This is a genomic window from Epilithonimonas sp. (assembly GCF_056329745.1).
The window spans coordinates 40,926-58,025 of the sequence record NZ_JBWEYV010000018.1 but is presented as its reverse complement, the minus strand read 5'-3'; the positions used below and the strand labels follow the sequence as shown (position 1 = coordinate 58,025).

At 39.1% G+C, this 17,100-nt stretch carries 13 protein-coding genes; 8 read left to right on the top strand and 5 right to left on the bottom strand.

Going from position 1 to position 17,100, the window contains the following annotated elements; translation table 11 throughout:
• Positions 1 to 75 precede the first annotated feature (75 nt).
• Genes AC00Y6_RS12665 through AC00Y6_RS12655 form a run of 3 tightly spaced genes read left to right on the top strand, consistent with a single transcriptional unit; the run spans position 76 to position 3,493 of the window.
• Positions 76 to 1,536 carry an alpha-amylase gene (locus AC00Y6_RS12665; RefSeq protein WP_474490979.1) on the top strand — a complete coding sequence of 487 codons (1,461 nt, stop codon included), beginning with the start codon at positions 76 to 78 and terminating at the stop codon, positions 1,534 to 1,536.
• A 20-nt stretch (positions 1,537 to 1,556) separates the two neighbouring features.
• Positions 1,557 to 2,309, top strand: a complete 753-nt coding sequence (locus tag AC00Y6_RS12660; protein ID WP_474490978.1) for a helix-turn-helix domain-containing protein — start codon at positions 1,557 to 1,559, stop codon at positions 2,307 to 2,309.
• Positions 2,310 to 2,332: 23 nt separating this feature from the next.
• Positions 2,333 to 3,493, top strand: a complete 1,161-nt coding sequence (locus AC00Y6_RS12655; RefSeq protein ID WP_474490977.1) for an FAD-dependent oxidoreductase — start codon at positions 2,333 to 2,335, stop codon at positions 3,491 to 3,493.
• Positions 3,494 to 3,496: 3 nt separating this feature from the next.
• Here AC00Y6_RS12655 and deoC read toward each other — a convergent pair whose 3' ends face one another.
• Both deoC and AC00Y6_RS12645 read right to left on the bottom strand, forming a co-directional pair.
• Positions 3,497 to 4,240, bottom strand: a complete 744-nt coding sequence (gene deoC / locus AC00Y6_RS12650) for a deoxyribose-phosphate aldolase (RefSeq protein WP_474490976.1) — start codon at positions 4,238 to 4,240, stop codon at positions 3,497 to 3,499.
• 59 nt (positions 4,241 to 4,299) lie between these two features.
• The gene (locus tag AC00Y6_RS12645) at positions 4,300 to 4,770 is read right to left on the bottom strand and encodes an Lrp/AsnC ligand binding domain-containing protein (RefSeq protein WP_474490975.1); all 471 of its coding nucleotides are present in this window, start codon (positions 4,768 to 4,770) and stop codon (positions 4,300 to 4,302) included.
• Between the two features lie 355 nt (positions 4,771 to 5,125).
• Between AC00Y6_RS12645 and AC00Y6_RS12640 the strand changes: the two genes are divergently transcribed.
• Together AC00Y6_RS12640 and AC00Y6_RS12635 are read left to right on the top strand one after the other, a co-directional pair.
• Positions 5,126 to 7,957, top strand: a complete 2,832-nt coding sequence (locus AC00Y6_RS12640; protein ID WP_474490974.1) for an alpha-amylase family glycosyl hydrolase — start codon at positions 5,126 to 5,128, stop codon at positions 7,955 to 7,957.
• Between the two features lie 224 nt (positions 7,958 to 8,181).
• A complete protein-coding gene (locus AC00Y6_RS12635) occupies positions 8,182 to 10,194 on the top strand; it encodes a M3 family metallopeptidase (RefSeq protein ID WP_474491009.1) in 2,013 nt (670 codons plus the stop codon).
• Between the two features lie 72 nt (positions 10,195 to 10,266).
• On the opposite strand, the gene AC00Y6_RS12630 is transcribed toward AC00Y6_RS12635, so the two are convergent.
• Positions 10,267 to 11,046, bottom strand: coding sequence for an SDR family NAD(P)-dependent oxidoreductase (locus tag AC00Y6_RS12630; protein WP_474490973.1), 780 nt, complete (start codon positions 11,044 to 11,046; stop codon positions 10,267 to 10,269).
• Between the two features lie 210 nt (positions 11,047 to 11,256).
• Between AC00Y6_RS12630 and AC00Y6_RS12625 the strand changes: the two genes are divergently transcribed.
• The 3 genes from AC00Y6_RS12625 to AC00Y6_RS12615 all read left to right on the top strand — a co-directional run bounded on the left by AC00Y6_RS12625 (position 11,257) and on the right by AC00Y6_RS12615 (position 14,708).
• Entirely contained in the window at positions 11,257 to 12,966 is a 1,710-nt protein-coding gene (locus AC00Y6_RS12625) for a T9SS type A sorting domain-containing protein (protein WP_474490972.1), read from the top strand.
• A 211-nt stretch (positions 12,967 to 13,177) separates the two neighbouring features.
• Entirely contained in the window at positions 13,178 to 13,768 is a 591-nt protein-coding gene (locus AC00Y6_RS12620) for a hypothetical protein (protein ID WP_474490971.1), read from the top strand.
• Positions 13,769 to 13,835: 67 nt separating this feature from the next.
• The gene (locus tag AC00Y6_RS12615; protein ID WP_474490970.1) at positions 13,836 to 14,708 is read left to right on the top strand and encodes a mechanosensitive ion channel family protein; all 873 of its coding nucleotides are present in this window, start codon (positions 13,836 to 13,838) and stop codon (positions 14,706 to 14,708) included.
• Positions 14,709 to 14,788: 80 nt separating this feature from the next.
• Here the strand turns inward: AC00Y6_RS12615 and sucC are convergent, their stop codons facing one another.
• Both sucC and AC00Y6_RS12605 read right to left on the bottom strand, forming a co-directional pair.
• The gene (sucC, locus tag AC00Y6_RS12610) at positions 14,789 to 15,979 is read right to left on the bottom strand and encodes an ADP-forming succinate--CoA ligase subunit beta (protein ID WP_474490969.1); all 1,191 of its coding nucleotides are present in this window, start codon (positions 15,977 to 15,979) and stop codon (positions 14,789 to 14,791) included.
• Positions 15,980 to 16,132: 153 nt separating this feature from the next.
• Positions 16,133 to 16,888: a glycosyltransferase family 2 protein gene (locus AC00Y6_RS12605; protein ID WP_474491008.1), complete on the bottom strand. Its 756-nt coding sequence runs from the start codon at positions 16,886 to 16,888 to the stop codon at positions 16,133 to 16,135.
• Between the last annotated feature and the right edge of the window lie 212 nt (positions 16,889 to 17,100).

The following is a 17,100-nucleotide window of genomic DNA, read 5'->3' as shown; positions in this document are numbered from 1 at the left end:
CTTAATATTTTCATAGGTCAACGGTCTTTAAAATCATTACTAACAGAAAATATCTACTCAACTATGAATGGCACCATGATTCAATTTTTCCACTGGTACACACCCGGTGATTCATTTTTGTGGAAACACGTAACCGAATCTGCTTCTTATCTGTCTGGCCTTGGCATCACGGCTGTTTGGTTGCCTCCCGCTTACAAAGGGGTAAACGGCGGTTTTGGTGTGGGCTATGGTCCATACGATCTATTCGATTTGGGTGAATTTGACCAAAAAGGGACCGTACCCACAAAATATGGCAATAAAGACGAATACCTTGCGGCCATTAAGTCCCTGAAAGACCAAAACATGCAAGTGATCGTGGACGTGGTGCTGAATCACAAGGCTGGAGGCGATGAGCTGGAAAAATTTCAGGTGGTGCAGGTGGATAATAATAACCGGAACAAGGTGATTTCCGAAGTGATGGAAATCGAGTCTTATACCAAGTTTACCTTCCCCGGACGGCAAAAAAAATACTCTGACTTTGAATGGAATTTTACCTGTTTTACCGGCGTGGATTATGCCGAAGGCAAGGATAATGGTATCTACAGGATTATTAATGATTATGGGGATAATTGGGATGAGATTATCAATGATGAAAAAGGCAATTACGATTTTCTGATGTATGATGACATAGAACACCGTAACCCTTTTGTACGCAAGGAGCTGAATTATTGGGGCAAGTGGTATCATGAGCAAACCGGTTTTGATGGCGTTCGCCTGGATGCCGTTAAACATATTTCGCCCGATTTTTACAGAGAATGGCTCAACAACCTTCGCTCCAATGTAGGTAAAAACATCTTTGCTGTCGGCGAGTATTGGGCACCGGGCTATCTGAAGCTTTTAGAGGCTTACATCGATTCTACTGATGGTTGCATGAGCCTTTTTGATTCTTCTTTGCAGAATAATTTACATACCGCTTCTAAAAACCCAGATTATGATTTGATGGAAATTTTTAAAGAAACTCTGGTTGGTTCACATCCCGATAAGGCCGTAACTGTCGTTGATAATCATGATACCCAACCGCTTCAGGCTTTGGAAGCACCGGTAGATACTTGGTTCAAACCGATTGCTTATGCTTTGATCCTGCTGAGGAAAGATGGTTATCCCTGCGTATTTTATCCGGACTTATATGGTGCCAGCTACAAAGACCACGGAAAAGATGGTAACGAGTACGAGATATTTTTGGACAAAGTAGATGCGATAGAGGAATTGATCAAAGCAAGGAAAGATTTTGCTTATGGCGGGCAGAAGGACTATTTTGATGATCCCCACTGCGTTGGCTGGATTCGCGAAGGTGATGATGCGCATGCCGGATGTGCAGTGGTTTTAAGCAATAAAGACAAAAATCAAAAACCTATGGAGATGGGTAAACTTTATGCTGGCAAAACATTCTATGATTTTACAGGCCACTTGCCAGACAAAATCACCATCGATGACAATGGCTGGGCAAATTTCTCTTGTCCTGCGGGCAATGTCAGTGTTTGGGTGGCAGAACAATAAAGGCTATTTTTACATTTGATATGTCGGTCAGTTTTGAGTTTAGAAAGATTAATCAGGATGAAGCTTTGTTTGACTTCGTTTACAGCTTCTCTGCTTTAGAGGCTGTTTCCGAAATTTCGGATGGTGTCATTATTCCCAACGGCAGAATTGACCTTCATTTTTATAAAGCCGATAGTGGCGAATTCCGCATCAGTCTCGTAGGGCTGGAAACGATGCCGAAAAAGATGAGGGAAGAAAAGATTGGCAAATTGTTTTCAATCAGTTTTAATCCATTAGGCGTAGAATATATTTTGCAACGCAACATTTCCGGGATCCTGAATCATGGCGAAATGATTTCCACTGATTTTTGGGGTTTTAATGAAGCTGATTTGGATCATTTCGAAGGTTTTTGCGAAAAGGCAGTTTCCAAAATGATGTCATTGATTCCTGCTGACACAGATCCCAGAAAAAGACAGCTCTTTGATCTTGTCTTCAAATCGAATGGTGAGATCAGTATCAAGGATGTTTCCCAACAGATTAAATGGAGCGAGCGCCAGATCAATCAATATTTCAGCAGGCAGTTTGGGCTTTCACTCAAAGCTTATTGCAATATATTACGGTTTCAGGCTTCACTGGCTCATATCAGTAACGGGCAGTTATTCCCCCAGCTCAACTATTATGACCAGTCTCATTTTATCAAAGAAATCAAAAAACTTTCCGGTGCTTCGCCAAAAGAATTATTCAAAAACGAAAACAGCCGATTTTTACAATTTTTGCATCTGGGTGCCGATTAATTTTGCAGCATAAAATAGAAATTATGCTGTTAAAAAATAAAAAAGTTGCCATTGTTGGTGGCGGGCCTGCAGGTTTGGCACTTGCCAGGCTTTTACAGATGAATGATGCAGATGTTAAAGTATATGAACGGGATCTTAACCGCGATGTGAGGGTGCAGGGATCTACGTTGGATTTACATCCAGGAACAGGATTAGAGGCTATCAAGCGCGCCGGGCTTTTAGAAGAATTCTATCAGCATCACCGTCCTGATGCCAGCAAAATGATTTTGGTGGACAAATTGTTAAATGTCAAATTTGATGAAAGTTCTTTTGCCGACATCACTTCCGAAACTCGTCCCGAGATAGACCGTGCGCCGCTGCGTGATATCCTTCTTAATTCTCTAAAGCCCGATACTGTGATCTGGGACAGCCACTTTCTTTCTATCGAGAAATCTGATGGTGGATGGTTATTGTCATTTAAAAATGAGACAACTGCGTATGCAGATTTGGTAATTGGTGCAGATGGGGCTAATTCAAAAGTGCGTCATTATCTTACTGATATTAAACCGGTTTATTCCGGAGTAACGCTGATAGAAGGTAATATTCATAATGCCGGGAAATATATACCTCAATTTTTAGCATTTGCAAAAGGCGGGAAAGTCATGGCTTTTGATGAAGAGAAATTTATAGGATTTGGTTCCAAGGAAGATGGTTCTGTCATGTTTGTCCTTAATTTTAAAACGCCTGAAAATTGGCTCGCCCAATCCGGTATTGATTTTAAAAACAAGTTGCAGGTTTTGGATTGGTTCCGAAAAGAATTTGCGGATTGGAGTCAAGATTGGGAAGAATTGTTGGCCAATGATGATGTTTATTTTATTCCGCGCCCACAATACTATTTTCCTTTCGACCAAAGTTGGGAAACCCAGCCCAATCTCACCATTATTGGCGATGCGGCGCACCGGATGCCACCTTATGCAGGCGAAGGAGCCAATGTGGCCATGCAGGATTCTTTTGAACTGGCAGAGGTCTTGACGGGAAATTCCTTTAAAGATTTAAAATCAGCCATTGCCAATTACGAAAAAGGAATGGTAAAAAGAGGTGCCGAAGCTACTAAGGAAACACTGGACAATCAGGAAAGAATGTTCTCAAAAGATGCTTTGGATCAGATGACAACATTCTTTAATCATGTTAGGGATCAGGCGTAATGCCTAATATCCACCTTCTGCATGACCGTCGCCAAGCAGGGCTTTTGCAGAGGATGTCCCAATTCTTTGGATGCCCATTGTAATCATTTGCTCTGCATCGGCAGGTGTTTTTACGCCTCCGGCCGCTTTTACAGGAAGTTTCCCGGCGTTGTCTAGCATGATTTTTACACCCTCGAAGGTGGCTCCGTTGGGTTTGCCGCCTTCGGTTTTATAAAAGCCTGTGGAGGATTTCACAAATATTTTTGGGAAGTCTTTGTCTTCAAAATTCTCCTGAGCCCATTTCCAGATATGAGCCGTTAAGTCCCCAATCTGTTGATCTGTAAGGGCGGCAATCTCGATAATCCACTTAACGGTTTTATCAAAGTGCAAACCCAATTGGGTGCCTTCTAGAAATTCTTTTTCAACCGTTGCAAGGTCGCCGGCTTTGTAAGCCTCATAATTGATCACATAATCCAACTCATCGGCACCGTCCAAGATAGCTTGGTTGGCTTCTTTCAGTTTTTCTTCTAAAGAATAAGTACCTTCATGAAAACCGATGACCGTACCAACCAAAACATCAGAATCTTGAGATACAAGATAGTCTTTGATCAGTTTTACAAAATTGGGGCGAATCATCACTTCTTTGAAATGGTAGGCAATCGCTTCATCGGTAAGGTTTCTGACTTTTTCGAGAGTTTGTTCATCATTCAGCCCGGCCTGTTCAGGCGTTTTGAGATAGGTAGAGTCCAGATATTGATTAATTTCCATAAGCACAAAAATAAAAAAAAGGACTTCATATTGAACTCCTTTTTTAGAATTTTATAATATTAAACCCGCAGTTGCCTGTTAATACTCTGCTCCAGCGATATGAAAGTCTCTGTCCTGGTAACACCTTTCAGTTTTTGGATTTTATTCAGGATCTGCATCAGATGGTCATTATCTTTACAAAGCACTTTTAGGAAAATGGTGTAATTGCCTGTCGTGTAATGGGCTTCTACCACTTCATTCACTAGGTTGAGGTTTTTGATAGCGTCCTGATAATGGCTGGGCTGCTCCAGGAAAACCCCAATGTAGGAGACTACCTTGTAACCAATTTTTCTGGGATTAAGGAAAGAAATCGAGTTCTCTATCACACCGGCCTGCTCCAGTTTTTTGATTCGCTGATGGACAGCGGTGGTAGAAATTCCAACATTTTTGGAAATTTGCGCAAGCGAAGTTTTAGCGTTGTCCATTAGCATGTAGATAATCTCTTTATCCACGCCATCCAGATGGTATCCGCTTTCAGAAGCACTCTTCATATCTTAAGTAATAGTTAGTTCTAAAATTTAATCATTCAATTTGATACAAAAATTTTCAAATTGACTGAAAATAATGTTTATTATTTTTTAATCTTTGGTAAAAGTAAATAAATTAATAGAAAATATAAAAAATAATGTTAATATTCTATAAATATTCTTAGTCTTAGAAATAATAGTTAATGTTAGTTGTGGTTAACTTTTGGTTAATGTTAAATTAATATAATTTATAATTTGACAAAAAACTGTAATTGTAATTTGTTGACAATTAACGTTTTAATTAACTGTAATGTTCATAATTGCGAAATGTTTGGCGGTTCGTTAAAAAGTATATATTTAAACCATATATACAGACCTTATGAAACAATTTTATAACCTGATCGCACTTTTTGTTGCGATCCTTACTTTTGCGCAGCAGCAAAATGTAAGCTATTCGGTAACGCCGACCTCTTTCAATGAGGATGAGCAGATTACGATTACTTTTAACGGTAATAGCATTGATGAATCCACTTGGAGTGTGACTAATCATGCCCTGTATTTGTGGGCATGGTCATACGATATCAATGGTGCTAATGCTCAAAACTGCCCTACTAATGGTGCGTGGGAGTCATCTGATGAAGCCAATAAACTGGTTTATAATTCGGGAAATGATACCTATTCTATTTCTTTTATTCCAAGAACATTCTATAGCAGGACAGGACTGGGTAAAATTGGCTTCCTGCTGAAAACAAAAACCGGCAATGGCCAGTCACAGGATATTTCTGTAGAAGTTGGAAAATTGCAGTTTTTGTCTGCTACACCCAAGAACGGTAGCGTTAGTTTTGTAGATTCCGGTAGCAATGTTCCTATTTTGTACAGCACAACGGTTCCGGCAAATTTTGTTCTTAAAGCCAACGGAAATGTCATCCAAACACTATCAAATGCAAGCACATTTTCAACCTCCTATCAGGTTAATGGTGACAGCCATTTTGAACTAGTAGCTACAGGCGTGGCAGACGGAACGGTTTTGACTTCAGGCTTTTCTATCAGCCCTACGCCGGTTGTTCAGACTTCAGCGATACCTTCTTATATCAGGCAGGGCATTAGCTATGATCCCAATGATGCCACAAAAGTCGGGTTGGCACTGTATGCACCACACAAAAGCTTTGTGCATGTGATTGGTAGTTTTGACAATAATAACTGGCAAATATCCTCCAACTATCTGATGAAGCGAGATGCCAGCAATCCGGATCTTTATTGGCTGGAAATTACTGGGCTGACACCTCAGAAAGTTTACACTTTCCAATACAGAACCAGCGATGGCGTAAAGGTGGCAGATCCTTATTCCACAATAGTTTTGTCTCCGGATGATGATCCCGGGATTTCGCCAGCAACTTATCCTAATTTGCCATTGTATCCTTCTGGCCAGCAGTATGACGTCTCTGTAGTACAGACTGCAAAACCTAAGTATAACTGGACTGTGACCAATTTTCAAAAGCCAGCCAAGCAAAATCTGATTGTTTATGAAGCCTTGGTAAGAGATTTTACCGAAGGAAAAAACTGGCAGGCCATGATTGATAAAATCCCTTACATCAAAGGCCTTAATGTAAATGCTATCGAGTTGATGCCGATTATGGAATTTGATGGGAACAACTCCTGGGGCTATAATCCGGGATTTCATTTGGCTTTGGATAAAGCTTACGGAACACCTGAAAAATTAAAAGAATTTATAGATCAATGCCATCAGAATGGGATTGCCGTTATCTTGGATGTGGCTCTTAACCATGCCACGGGACGCTCGCCATTAGAAAGGCTTTGGTCAACCAGCACAAACGGAGGTTATGGTGATGTGGCTGCCAATAACCCATATTTTAATCAGGTCGCCAAACATACTTACGGTGTTTTTTATGATTTCGACCACTCCAAACCAGAAACAAAATATTATGTCAATCGTGTTTTGGAGCAATGGATTTCCGAGTATAAAATTGACGGTTTCCGTTGGGATCTTACCAAAGGTTTTACGCAGAATTGTACATATTCGAATTATAACTGTACAGATTCTTATCAGCAGGACAGGGTAGATATTTTGAAAACCTATTCTGATTATCAATGGTCATACGATTCGTCTTCCTATATTATTTTTGAACACTTGGGATCTGATGCCGAAGAGCAACAATGGGCCAACTACCGTGCTAATGAAGGCAAAGGCGTTATGATGTGGGATAAAATCGTAACACCATTTAACCAGAATACTATGGGATATGATTCTGATAGTAATTTTAACAGGGTTGATTTTGAAAACCACGGATTTGCAGAACGTCGGAATATGGCGTTTGGCGAAAGCCACGATGAAGAACGCTTGATGTTTAAAAATCTGGCTTACGGTAATTCAACCGGCTCATACAATATCAAAGATCTTAACACAGCTTTAGAAAGACAAAAGGCTTTTGGTGCGGTATTTCTTACGGTTCCCGGCCCCAAGATGATTTGGCAGTTTGGAGAGTTGGGCTACGAATTCAGTATCAACCGTTGCGAAGATGGTTCTATAAAAGACGATTGCAGGACATCTCCAAAACCTGTCGCATTTACACTAGGTTATGATACCAATGCCAATCGCAAAGCGGTTTACGATGTTTGGTCTAGGATCTTGGCTTTGCGCCTTTCTAATCCTGTCTTTGATACCACCACATTTACTGTAGAATCTGGCAATCTGTTACCTAGAATTTACATCTGGAGAGACGATTTCTCTGCTAATCAGTTAAAAAATGTCGTCATTGTGGCCAACTTTACCACCATGGCTCAGACAGTAACACCGAGCTTTCCTTTTGCTGCAGTATGGTACAATTTGCTGGATAATTCCACGCTGCCTGGCGATAGTAATACAACTGTGGTTTTGCAACCCGGAGAATTTAGGATTTATGGAAACCAAAGCACGTTGGCAAGTGACGAAACTAAAATCGATGTGAACAAAACCTCACTCCAAATCATCCAAAACCCGGCAACTGACGGATTTTTGAAAATTAGATACAACAAAGCTAAAAACGGACAAATCAACATATTCGACCTTAGCGGAAAACAGGTAAAAACGTTTGGGCTAAAATCTGCCAAAGGCGACGAATCATTCTCTTTGAACGGAATTCCGGCAGGTAACTACATGGTACAATTAAAATCAGATGAAGGTTTGGCCGTTTCCAAACTCATTGTTAAATAGTAAACTATCAATTATTGTTTTACAGCTTCCCTTGCCGGAAGCTGTTTTTGTTTATATGATATTTTGGGCGTCTTTTCCGCGCTCCACTCCCGCTTTTTTGTCCTTCGTTCCTCAGTCAAAAAGAGCTTCGTTCAGCTCGGGACGCAATTTTGTCATACTTTCAACTTTAGGTATTAAATTTGAGCTTTCTAAAAAGTTAGGTAAACTAAATTTTATTCAATATGATGAATCCACTTTTAAAAAAATTCGATAAAAAATATGCATCATCGCCTTTCGAGGATATTAAAGAAGAGCATTATCTTCCGGCCTTCCAAGAATTGGTGAAAATTTCTGAAAAAGAAATTGACGATATTGCGGAGAACTCCGATAAACCGACTTTTGAAAACATAATCGAAGCCTTGGCTTTCTCGGGTGAGCAACTGGACAGGGTTTCCAATATTTTCTTTAATATCAATTCGGCGGAAACTAACGATGAGATCCAAAAAATAGCGCAGGAAGTTTCGCCGCTTTTAACCGAATTTTCTTCTAAAATTTCTCAAAACGAAAAGCTGTTTGAAAGAATAAAAACTGTTTTCGATGAGAAAAATAATTATAATTTGAACGAAGAGCAGAAAACTTTACTCGATGAAACTTACAAAGGTTTTGTAAGAAGCGGTGCATTGCTAAATGAAGATGACAAGAAAAAGCTTGAGAAAATCAATATGGATTTGTCTATCAAGTCGCTTCAGTTCGGGCAAAATGCGTTGGCATCTACCAACGCTTATTTCAAACATATCAGCAATAAAGAAGATTTGATAGGAATTCCTGATGCAATTCTCCATCAGTACGAGGAAGAGGCGAAGGATAGAGGTCTGGAAGGCTACGTGATTACCTTGCAATATCCAAGTTACCTTCCCGCCATTACCTACGCAGAAAAGCGGGAACTGAGACAAGAGCTCGCTCTTGCCAATGGCAAAAAATCCTTTGACGGCGGCGAATTTGATAATCAAAATCTGATTAAAGACATCGTAAAACTCCGTCAGGAAAAAGCAGAATTGTTAGGATATAAAAACTTTGCAGATTTCGTTTTGGAAGAAAGAATGGCACAATCGCCGGAAAAAGTGTTCGCCTTTCTGAAAGAATTATTGGAGAAGGCAAAGCCTTTTGCTCAAAAAGAAATCGAAGAACTAAAATCTCTGGCAAAAGCGGACGGCATTGATGATATGCAAAGTTATGACCACGCTTTTTACGCCGAGAAGCTGCGTAAGCAAAAATTCGATCTGAATGATGAAGAGCTCAAACCTTATTTCCAACTGGAGAAAGTGCAGGAAGCGGTTTTTGGATTAGCTGGTAAATTATTTGGTTTAAAATTCGAAGAAATCAATGATGTTCAGAAATATCATCCGGATGTTAAAACCTACAAAATAACAGAAAATGGCCATTACAAAGCTTTGCTCTATGCAGATTATCATCCCAGAAAAGGCAAACGTGCCGGCGCATGGATGACAAGTTATAAAAACCAATATAAAAAAGACGGTGAAAACTCCCGTCCGCATATTTCGGTGGTGTGTAACTTTACAAAACCAACAAAGGATACGCCTAGTTTATTGACCTTTCAGGAGGTTACCACCTTATTTCACGAATTTGGGCACGCCCTTCACGGTGTTTTAGCAGACACGCAATATCCTAATCTTTCCGGGACTTCGGTTAAATGGGATTTTGTGGAACTGCCTTCCCAATTTTTGGAAAACTATTGTTACGAACCCGAATTCCTGAAAACATTTGCCAAGAATTACCAGACCGGAGAGATACTCCCAACCGAAAAAATTGAGAAACTGTCGCAAAGCAAATCGTTTATGGAAGGCTACCAGACCATGAGACAACTTGGTTTTGGCTTACTGGATATGGCATATCATACAAAATCTGATAAAGTTATCGATATCAAAACGTTTGAGACAGAAGAAATCAAAGCCACAAATCTTTACCCTAGCAATCCGGAAACCGCAGCAAGCCCTAGTTTTTCCCATATCTTCCAGGGTGGCTATTCGGCGGGTTATTATTCCTATAAATGGGCAGAGGTTTTGGATGCGGACGCTTTCCAATATTTTAAAGAAAATGGCATTTTCAACTCGGAAATTGCTTCCAAGTATAAAGTCCTCTTGTCTTCCGGCGGAACAAGAAACCCAATGGAACTGTATAAAAACTTCCGTGGCAGAGAACCGAAGGTAGAGAGCTTATTGAAGCGTGCTTTTGGATAGGCGCTCAGATGTATTCAATCAAAAAAGGGTTGCCAAAAAATTGGTGACCCTTTTTATAATGAGATTTATTGACTACATTGTCATTCCGCCGTCCACGGCTAAAGCTTGACCGGTAACGTGTTTTGCTTCTGCCAAGAATAGTACGCCTTGTGCAATATCTTCAGGGCTTTGGTCAACGCCTTGAGGAATAAGAGATGTTTTGTTTCTTTCCCAAGATTGCTCCTCGGTTTCGCCTTCTTTTTTCCATCTGTCGGCAATTCCGCCTTCGCCACGCCACATTCCTGTTCCGATAATTCCCGGACAGATGGCATTAACCGTTATCCCTGTTTGGGCAACTTCTTTGGCGATGCTGTTGGTAAACCCAATCACTGCAAATTTTGAAGCCACATAATGTGAAAGGTGCGCCATTCCCATTTTACCAGCAATAGAGGCTGTGTTTATAATGGCTCCTGATCCCTGAGGTTTCATCACTTCCAAGGCTGCTTTTGTACATACAAAAACGCTTTTTGCATTGATTCCTACCACACGATCCCATTCTTCAGGTGTTAGTTCCTCGATGCTGCCGATGCCTACCACGCCGGCATTATTGCACGCTACATCTACCGAACCCAATTTTGAAGCGGTTTCCTGAAAAATGGCTCTTACCGTTTCATAATCCGATACATCACCACCAAATGTTAGAGTCTTAGCACCCAATGCTTCAACATCATTTTTGACCTTGTTCAAGAATTCTTCCTTCAGATCAACCAATGCCACATTGGCACCTTCTTTTGCAAACGCCACTGCAATGGCGTGGCCCAATCCACCTCCAGCACCAGTTACCAAAACAACCTTGTTTTCAAATTTTTTCATAATGTCTGATTTTAACTTTCACTTTTTATTGATGGTATGAAGGTAGCAAAAATCAGTATTAATAGGAAAAATATGGATGCGACAAATGTCAGTTTTTGGGAATTAAGCAGTAAAAACTTAAAAATAAATTTTATAAAGTAATTAACTATTTTGATAAAGATGAATAATTCAATAAAAATCAATATTTTTGTAACTGAAAAATAGATTGATATGAAAAAATTATACACATTTTTGATCATGATTTGTGCTCTTTGCAGTATGAGTGCTCAGGATACAGCAATTTGGAATGGAACAGATTGGGTTGATGGTATTGAGCCGACTTGGGAGAAAAATGCTATTATAAATGGTAATTTTACTTTAGAATATGATTTGGAGGCGAAGGATGTCACAATCTCATCTGGTTTTACTTTGACTATACCAGCCAATAATTCCTTAACAATTTATGGTGATGTGGAAAATAACGGGAATATTGTTATCGAGAATGATGCTAATTTTTGGCAAAAAGCTTCAGCTTCGAAATACTCTGGATCTGGTACAGCCACGGTAAAAAGAGAAGCACGTCTCAAAAAAAATGATTTTAATTATTGGAGTTCTCCGGTTACGGGGCAAAATTTGTATGCTTTTTCAGAAGGTTACAATCAGGCAGATCCCTTAGCTAATACACAGGGTACACCGTGGTATGATTTTTATGTATATGATGAAAAGACTGATTATTTTGTAACAATGGGTCTTGATGCCTCCAGTCAATTTGATGAAGGTAGAGGTTATGCCATCCGCGGTAAAAACAAATATGGAAACATTCTGACTACCGAAACGTTCTCTTTTAATGGGAAACTTAACAATGGTTCTATTGATATTGTATTGGATTGGTCTGGTGTTGACAATGGATATAATTTAGTAGGAAACCCTTATCCTTCTAATATTGATGCAATTGCATTAATGAAGAATAATTCCAAAGCGATTAAATCAAACTTGTGGTTTTGGACTAATACCAATGAGGTTACTTCCCAGCAGGGGTCTAATTATCAGGGTAATAACTACGCGACGAGGAATTTGGCAGGAGGTGTACCCTCAACCTATGTTGCTGGCGGAAATGCTAGTGCTACACCAACACAATATATCAAAGTAGCACAAGGGTTTATTGTGCAGGCAAAAAGTAATGATGCTGTCTTAAAATTTACTAATAATATTCGTAGTAACAACACCAGTTCCAATTTTTATAATAAATCATCAGATGAAGAAGATGATGAAACTAAAAAAGACCGCTATTGGTTAAAATTAATCTCTCCGCAAAATATTGTCAATACGATATTGATTGCTTATGTGGATGATGCTACTAATAACTACGAAGATGGTTATGATGCGGATCTGTATGTGGAAGGCTCAGATTCTTTTTACTCGGTATTGGGTGCGCATAAGCTTCAGATCCAAGGTAGAAAAGCAGGACTTGATCTGGATGATGTGGTTGCTTTGGGTAACAAGCATTATGTTGCCGGTAAAAATACCATTGCGCTGGATGACAAAAATGGGATTTTTGCCAACGGACAAGCTATTTATCTAAAAGATAAAATTACAGGAAAAATCACCAATCTTCAGGATGAGAGTTATAGTTTTGATTCTGCGGCAGGGGAATTTGCGGATCGGTTTGAGATTGTGTACAAAACAACTTTGGCTGTGGGCGATACCCCGTCTAAAAAGATTAGTGTTTTCAAAGACCAATCGGATTTTGTAATCAGAACGCCAAATAAGGTGCAGAGCGTTGATCTTTATGATATGTCTGGCAGAATGATCCAGTCAATCAACGCTAAAAATGCTTCCGGTGCAGATATAAGGATTAGCCATACACAACTGAATAAAGGGGTTTACATCATTAGAGTGAATCAAAATGGTGAGATCTTTACACAGAAGGTCATCAAATAAAATTTGGCCATAAAGTATTAAAAAAGGTCAGCTTCGAAAGCTGACCTTTTTTATGACTACATCCAATAATTGTGTTAATTTTTGATAATAATTTTGTACGCTGTTTCTTGTCAAAATCTAAAATCCAACATATTTCATGTGTGTTTTCCATTTAATGGCACAGCGTTTGCAAAATGTTAAAATGTTAAATATTAACTTAAAAATTATACATATGAAAAAAATACTTTTGGGTGCAGTTGTTTTAGCAGCAGGATTGTTTTCAACTGCAAACGCACAGATTCAAGAAGGTAACTGGATGGTAGGTGGAAATTTAGTTGGTGCTAATTTCGGTTTAAATTCAGGAAGTGGATACGACTTTTCTATCCAGCCAAAAGGTGCTTATTTTATCAAGGATAATGTAGCTGTTGGTGGTTATGTTAATTTGGGCTTTAGTGGTGCAAAAGATGCTCCTACAACATTTGTCTATAATGTTGGTGCTTTAGGTCGTTATTATCTTGCGCCGGGACAGGAAGGTGTAGACAATCTACTTAACCACGGACGTTGGTTTTTTGAAGCCAATGTAGGTGTGGGTGGTACATCAATTTCAAAAGGAGGTTCATCTTCTAACGGATTAAATTTCGGTTTCGGGCCAGGTTATTCTTACTTCATTACACCTAATATTGGTTTGGAAGGTTTGGTTAAATACGATGCGAATGCCGGATTTGGTAATGGTGGGTACACTAACAGAATTACCTTCGGTCTAGGTTTTCAAATTTATTTGCCAACATCTCAGGCAAAAAGAATTGCAAATGATGTAAAATAATTTTCAAATCATTTTAATATATTTAAAACCGGCTTTTGGGTCGGTTTTTTTTATTAAATCTTTTTATATGGAATATTTGCACACTGTTTATGCAGTTTTGGAACGATGGTACATTCGGTTCGCTGAGCTTACCCCGCGATTGATTGTCGGGATTTTGGTTTTTCTATTTTTTTTAACAACGAGTACTTATCTCAGTAAGTGGTCTGTAAAGCTTTTTCACAAGTTTTTTCCAAAAACCAAAAATGACTCTGTTGTAACGCTGATCGCCGTGTTTAAGTTTCTTATTATCTTAATGGGCACATTTATCGCTTTGGAGATTATGGGCTTCAGTGGCTTTTTTATGAAGTTTTTGGGAAGTTTGGGTGTCGCGGGTGTTATTGCCGGTGTGGCTCTCAAAGATTTGGTGTCAAGTATTTTCTCGGGGATGTTGGTTGGGATAGATAAATCATTCAAAATTGGTGATTACGTCAATATTGGTGGTAACTCGGGCACAGTACAGGATATTGGATTGCTTACTACAAAACTGATTACCGATGACGGTAAAAAAGTATATATCCCGAATCAGGTTATTTTTAGTTCCCCGTTTTTTAATATTACCGCATCTCCACAAAGGCGTATTATTTTGGATTTTTCTATTCCTGTGGGGGAAGATATTGCCAGGGCCAAAGCTGCAATCCTGGATGAAATTAAAGGATTAGAACATATTGACCGTGCCGAATCAGCAGATGTTCTTTTTACAAATGTTGGACAGGGTTTCTTCAATATTCAGGTTAAGTTTTGGCTGGAAATTGGACAGGATTTTTCAAGCATCAAGAGTGATGCAATTTTGAGAATTAATGACCGATTGGCAAAAGAGGGAATTAATCTGGTAACGCCTACCAGCATTAGTATTACCAATGCAGGGAATGCAGAAGGAAAATCAAATAATGGAATTTCTTAAATAAAAAATTTGTCGCATTAAAATAAAAAAAAACCGCTTTGTAATAAAGCGGTTTTTTTTGATATTTATAAGTATGGTGATTAAGCCAAAACTTCTTTTACTTTGTCAGCAGCTTCTTGAAGGGTAATGGCTGAGTGAATTGGCAAACCTGCTTCATCAATCAGTTTCTTAGCTTCTTCTGCGTTGGTTCCCTGCAATCTTACGATCAAAGGAACTGGGAATTTTCCGATTTCTTTGTAGGCATCTACAACACCTTGTGCTACTCTGTCACATCTCACGATACCACCGAAAATGTTGATTAAAATAGCTTCCACATTTGGATCTTTCAAAATAATGTCAAACGCAGTTTTTACACGTTTTGCATCCGCAGTACCACCTACATCAAGGAAGTTGGCAGGGTTACCACCAGATAATTTAATCATATCCATGGTTGCCATCGCAAGTCCGGCACCATTCACCATACAAGCTACATTACCGTCCAATTTTACAAAGTTAAGTCCGGCGTCACCAGCTTCTACATCCATAGGATCTTCTTCTCTTTTATCTCTCAGTTCAGCAAGATCTTTGTGTCTGTACAGTGCGTTGTCGTCCAAAGTTACTTTAGCATCTACCGCAATAATCTTGTTGTCAGACGTTTTAAGAACCGGGTTGATTTCAAAAAGTGAAGCATCAATACCTGTGTACGCATTATAAAGTGCAGTGATGAATTTCACAAAATCTTTGAAAGCATTACCTTCCAATCCAAGGTTGAAAGCTATTTTTCTAGCTTGGAAAGGCTGAAGCCCATAAGCCGGGTCAATCACTTCTTTGTGAATAAGGTGTGGCGTAACTTCTGCAACATGCTCAATGTCCATACCACCTTCGGTAGAATATACAACAGTATTCTCTCCAAGAGCTCTGTCCAAAAGGATGGATACGTAGAATTCTTTGGTCTCTGTCTCACCTGGGTAGTAAACATCTTCTGCAATTAGCACAGAGTTCACTTTTTTACCTTCAGCAGAAGTCTGTGGTGTTACAAGCTGCATCCCAATAATGTTCCCTGCGTTTTCTTTAAGTTTTTCCATTGTTGGAGAAAACTTAACACCGCCACCTTTACCACGTCCACCAGCATGGATCTGAGCTTTTACAACCCATCCCTGCGCACCGGTTTCGGCTGTTAGTTTTTCAGCAGCAGCTACTGCCTCGTCCACATTGTTTGCAACAAAACCGCGCTGGATGTTAACGCCGTATTTTGCTAAAATCTCTTTTGATTGATACTCGTGAAGATTCATAATATTGTATTGATTAATTTTTAAATTTTATAAGACGGACAAATTTAATAAAAAGTGATGAATTATAGGATATAATTGTCTGATTGAAATCAGTTTTGACAACAGCCTTGTAATTAGTCATAAAATGATTTTCTAAGCTCAAAAAAACCTGTGTTAATTAAATAATTTGGAATATTTTACAAAACCGTTGAAAGCCCAGTTGGCGGTGTAATACATAGATTTAAGCGTAGAAAATTTCATATAATCTTTGTAAACCAGATATTGGTCTTTCATCACATCGGTTTTCTTTCGAGAAATGCTGTTGGGCAGCATCCGGTATTTTGACAATGTTTTTTTTAGCGGTTTTCCTTCCGGAATTTTTTTTAATAATTCCAGCCACATCACGTGGTCTTCGCGTTTGGTGCCTTCTGGGAAATAAAATTTACCCACTCTTTTAGAATCATACATCGATGCTAATAAAGAAAGCCTGCAGGTTTTCAAAAGATTACTAAAAGTCACAATTGTATCCGCTTCGAAATCACCAATTTTTGTAGGATTGAGGTTTTCATCAGAACGGGAATAAGTGGAGTAGGCGAGTTCTGCATTCTCAGATTTCATAAAGCTCACCATTTCCTCAAGGAAAGTGGGTTCCCAAAAATCATCTGCATCTAAAAATGTTATGAATCTTCCCGTCGCATTTTCCAGAGAAATATTCCTGGCGTGGCCGGCGCCGCCGTTTTTCTCAGCTTTAAAAACTTTGATTCGGGAATCCTTTTGATTTTCTAAAATCTCTATTGAATGATCTGTTGAGCAGTCATCTGTAATCAGCCATTCCCAATCCTGGAAAGTTTGGTGGAGGACAGAACTGATGGTTTCCTGAAGATATTTAGCAGAATTGTAACAAGGTGTGATAATTGAGATTTCCGGCACTTGCGATTTTTTGCAAAGATAATAAAGACAGGAAGATAAAAGAATAAAGAAAAAAGACTTCCTCATTATGTCAGTTTGAGCCTTTCGGCAGGCTCAGGCTAAACTTACTTGGAGGCTTTTTGATCATTAGATTTTTTTGTTTCTGGACAAAACCCTTTCAGAGTTTTAAACTCTGAAAGGGTTGCAATTGACGTTGGTTTAAAAGCTGTATT

Bases quoted from the DNA above. Each gene is read 5' to 3' on its own strand.
- AC00Y6_RS12620 (WP_474490971.1), top strand. From the start codon at position 13,178: ATGAAAAAAATACTTTTGGGTGCAGTTGTTTTAGCAGCAGGATTGTTT.
- AC00Y6_RS12655 (WP_474490977.1), top strand. From the start codon at position 2,333: ATGCTGTTAAAAAATAAAAAAGTTGCCATTGTTGGTGGCGGGCCTGCA.
- AC00Y6_RS12660 (WP_474490978.1), top strand. From the start codon at position 1,557: ATGTCGGTCAGTTTTGAGTTTAGAAAGATTAATCAGGATGAAGCTTTG.
- AC00Y6_RS12635 (WP_474491009.1), top strand. From the start codon at position 8,182: ATGAATCCACTTTTAAAAAAATTCGATAAAAAATATGCATCATCGCCT.
- AC00Y6_RS12615 (WP_474490970.1), top strand. From the start codon at position 13,836: ATGGAATATTTGCACACTGTTTATGCAGTTTTGGAACGATGGTACATT.
- sucC (WP_474490969.1), bottom strand. From the start codon at position 15,979: ATGAATCTTCACGAGTATCAATCAAAAGAGATTTTAGCAAAATACGGC.
- AC00Y6_RS12630 (WP_474490973.1), bottom strand. From the start codon at position 11,046: ATGAAAAAATTTGAAAACAAGGTTGTTTTGGTAACTGGTGCTGGAGGT.
- AC00Y6_RS12640 (WP_474490974.1), top strand. From the start codon at position 5,126: ATGAAACAATTTTATAACCTGATCGCACTTTTTGTTGCGATCCTTACT.
- AC00Y6_RS12665 (WP_474490979.1), top strand. From the start codon at position 76: ATGATTCAATTTTTCCACTGGTACACACCCGGTGATTCATTTTTGTGG.
- AC00Y6_RS12625 (WP_474490972.1), top strand. From the start codon at position 11,257: ATGAAAAAATTATACACATTTTTGATCATGATTTGTGCTCTTTGCAGT.
- deoC (WP_474490976.1), bottom strand. From the start codon at position 4,240: ATGGAAATTAATCAATATCTGGACTCTACCTATCTCAAAACGCCTGAA.
- AC00Y6_RS12645 (WP_474490975.1), bottom strand. From the start codon at position 4,770: ATGAAGAGTGCTTCTGAAAGCGGATACCATCTGGATGGCGTGGATAAA.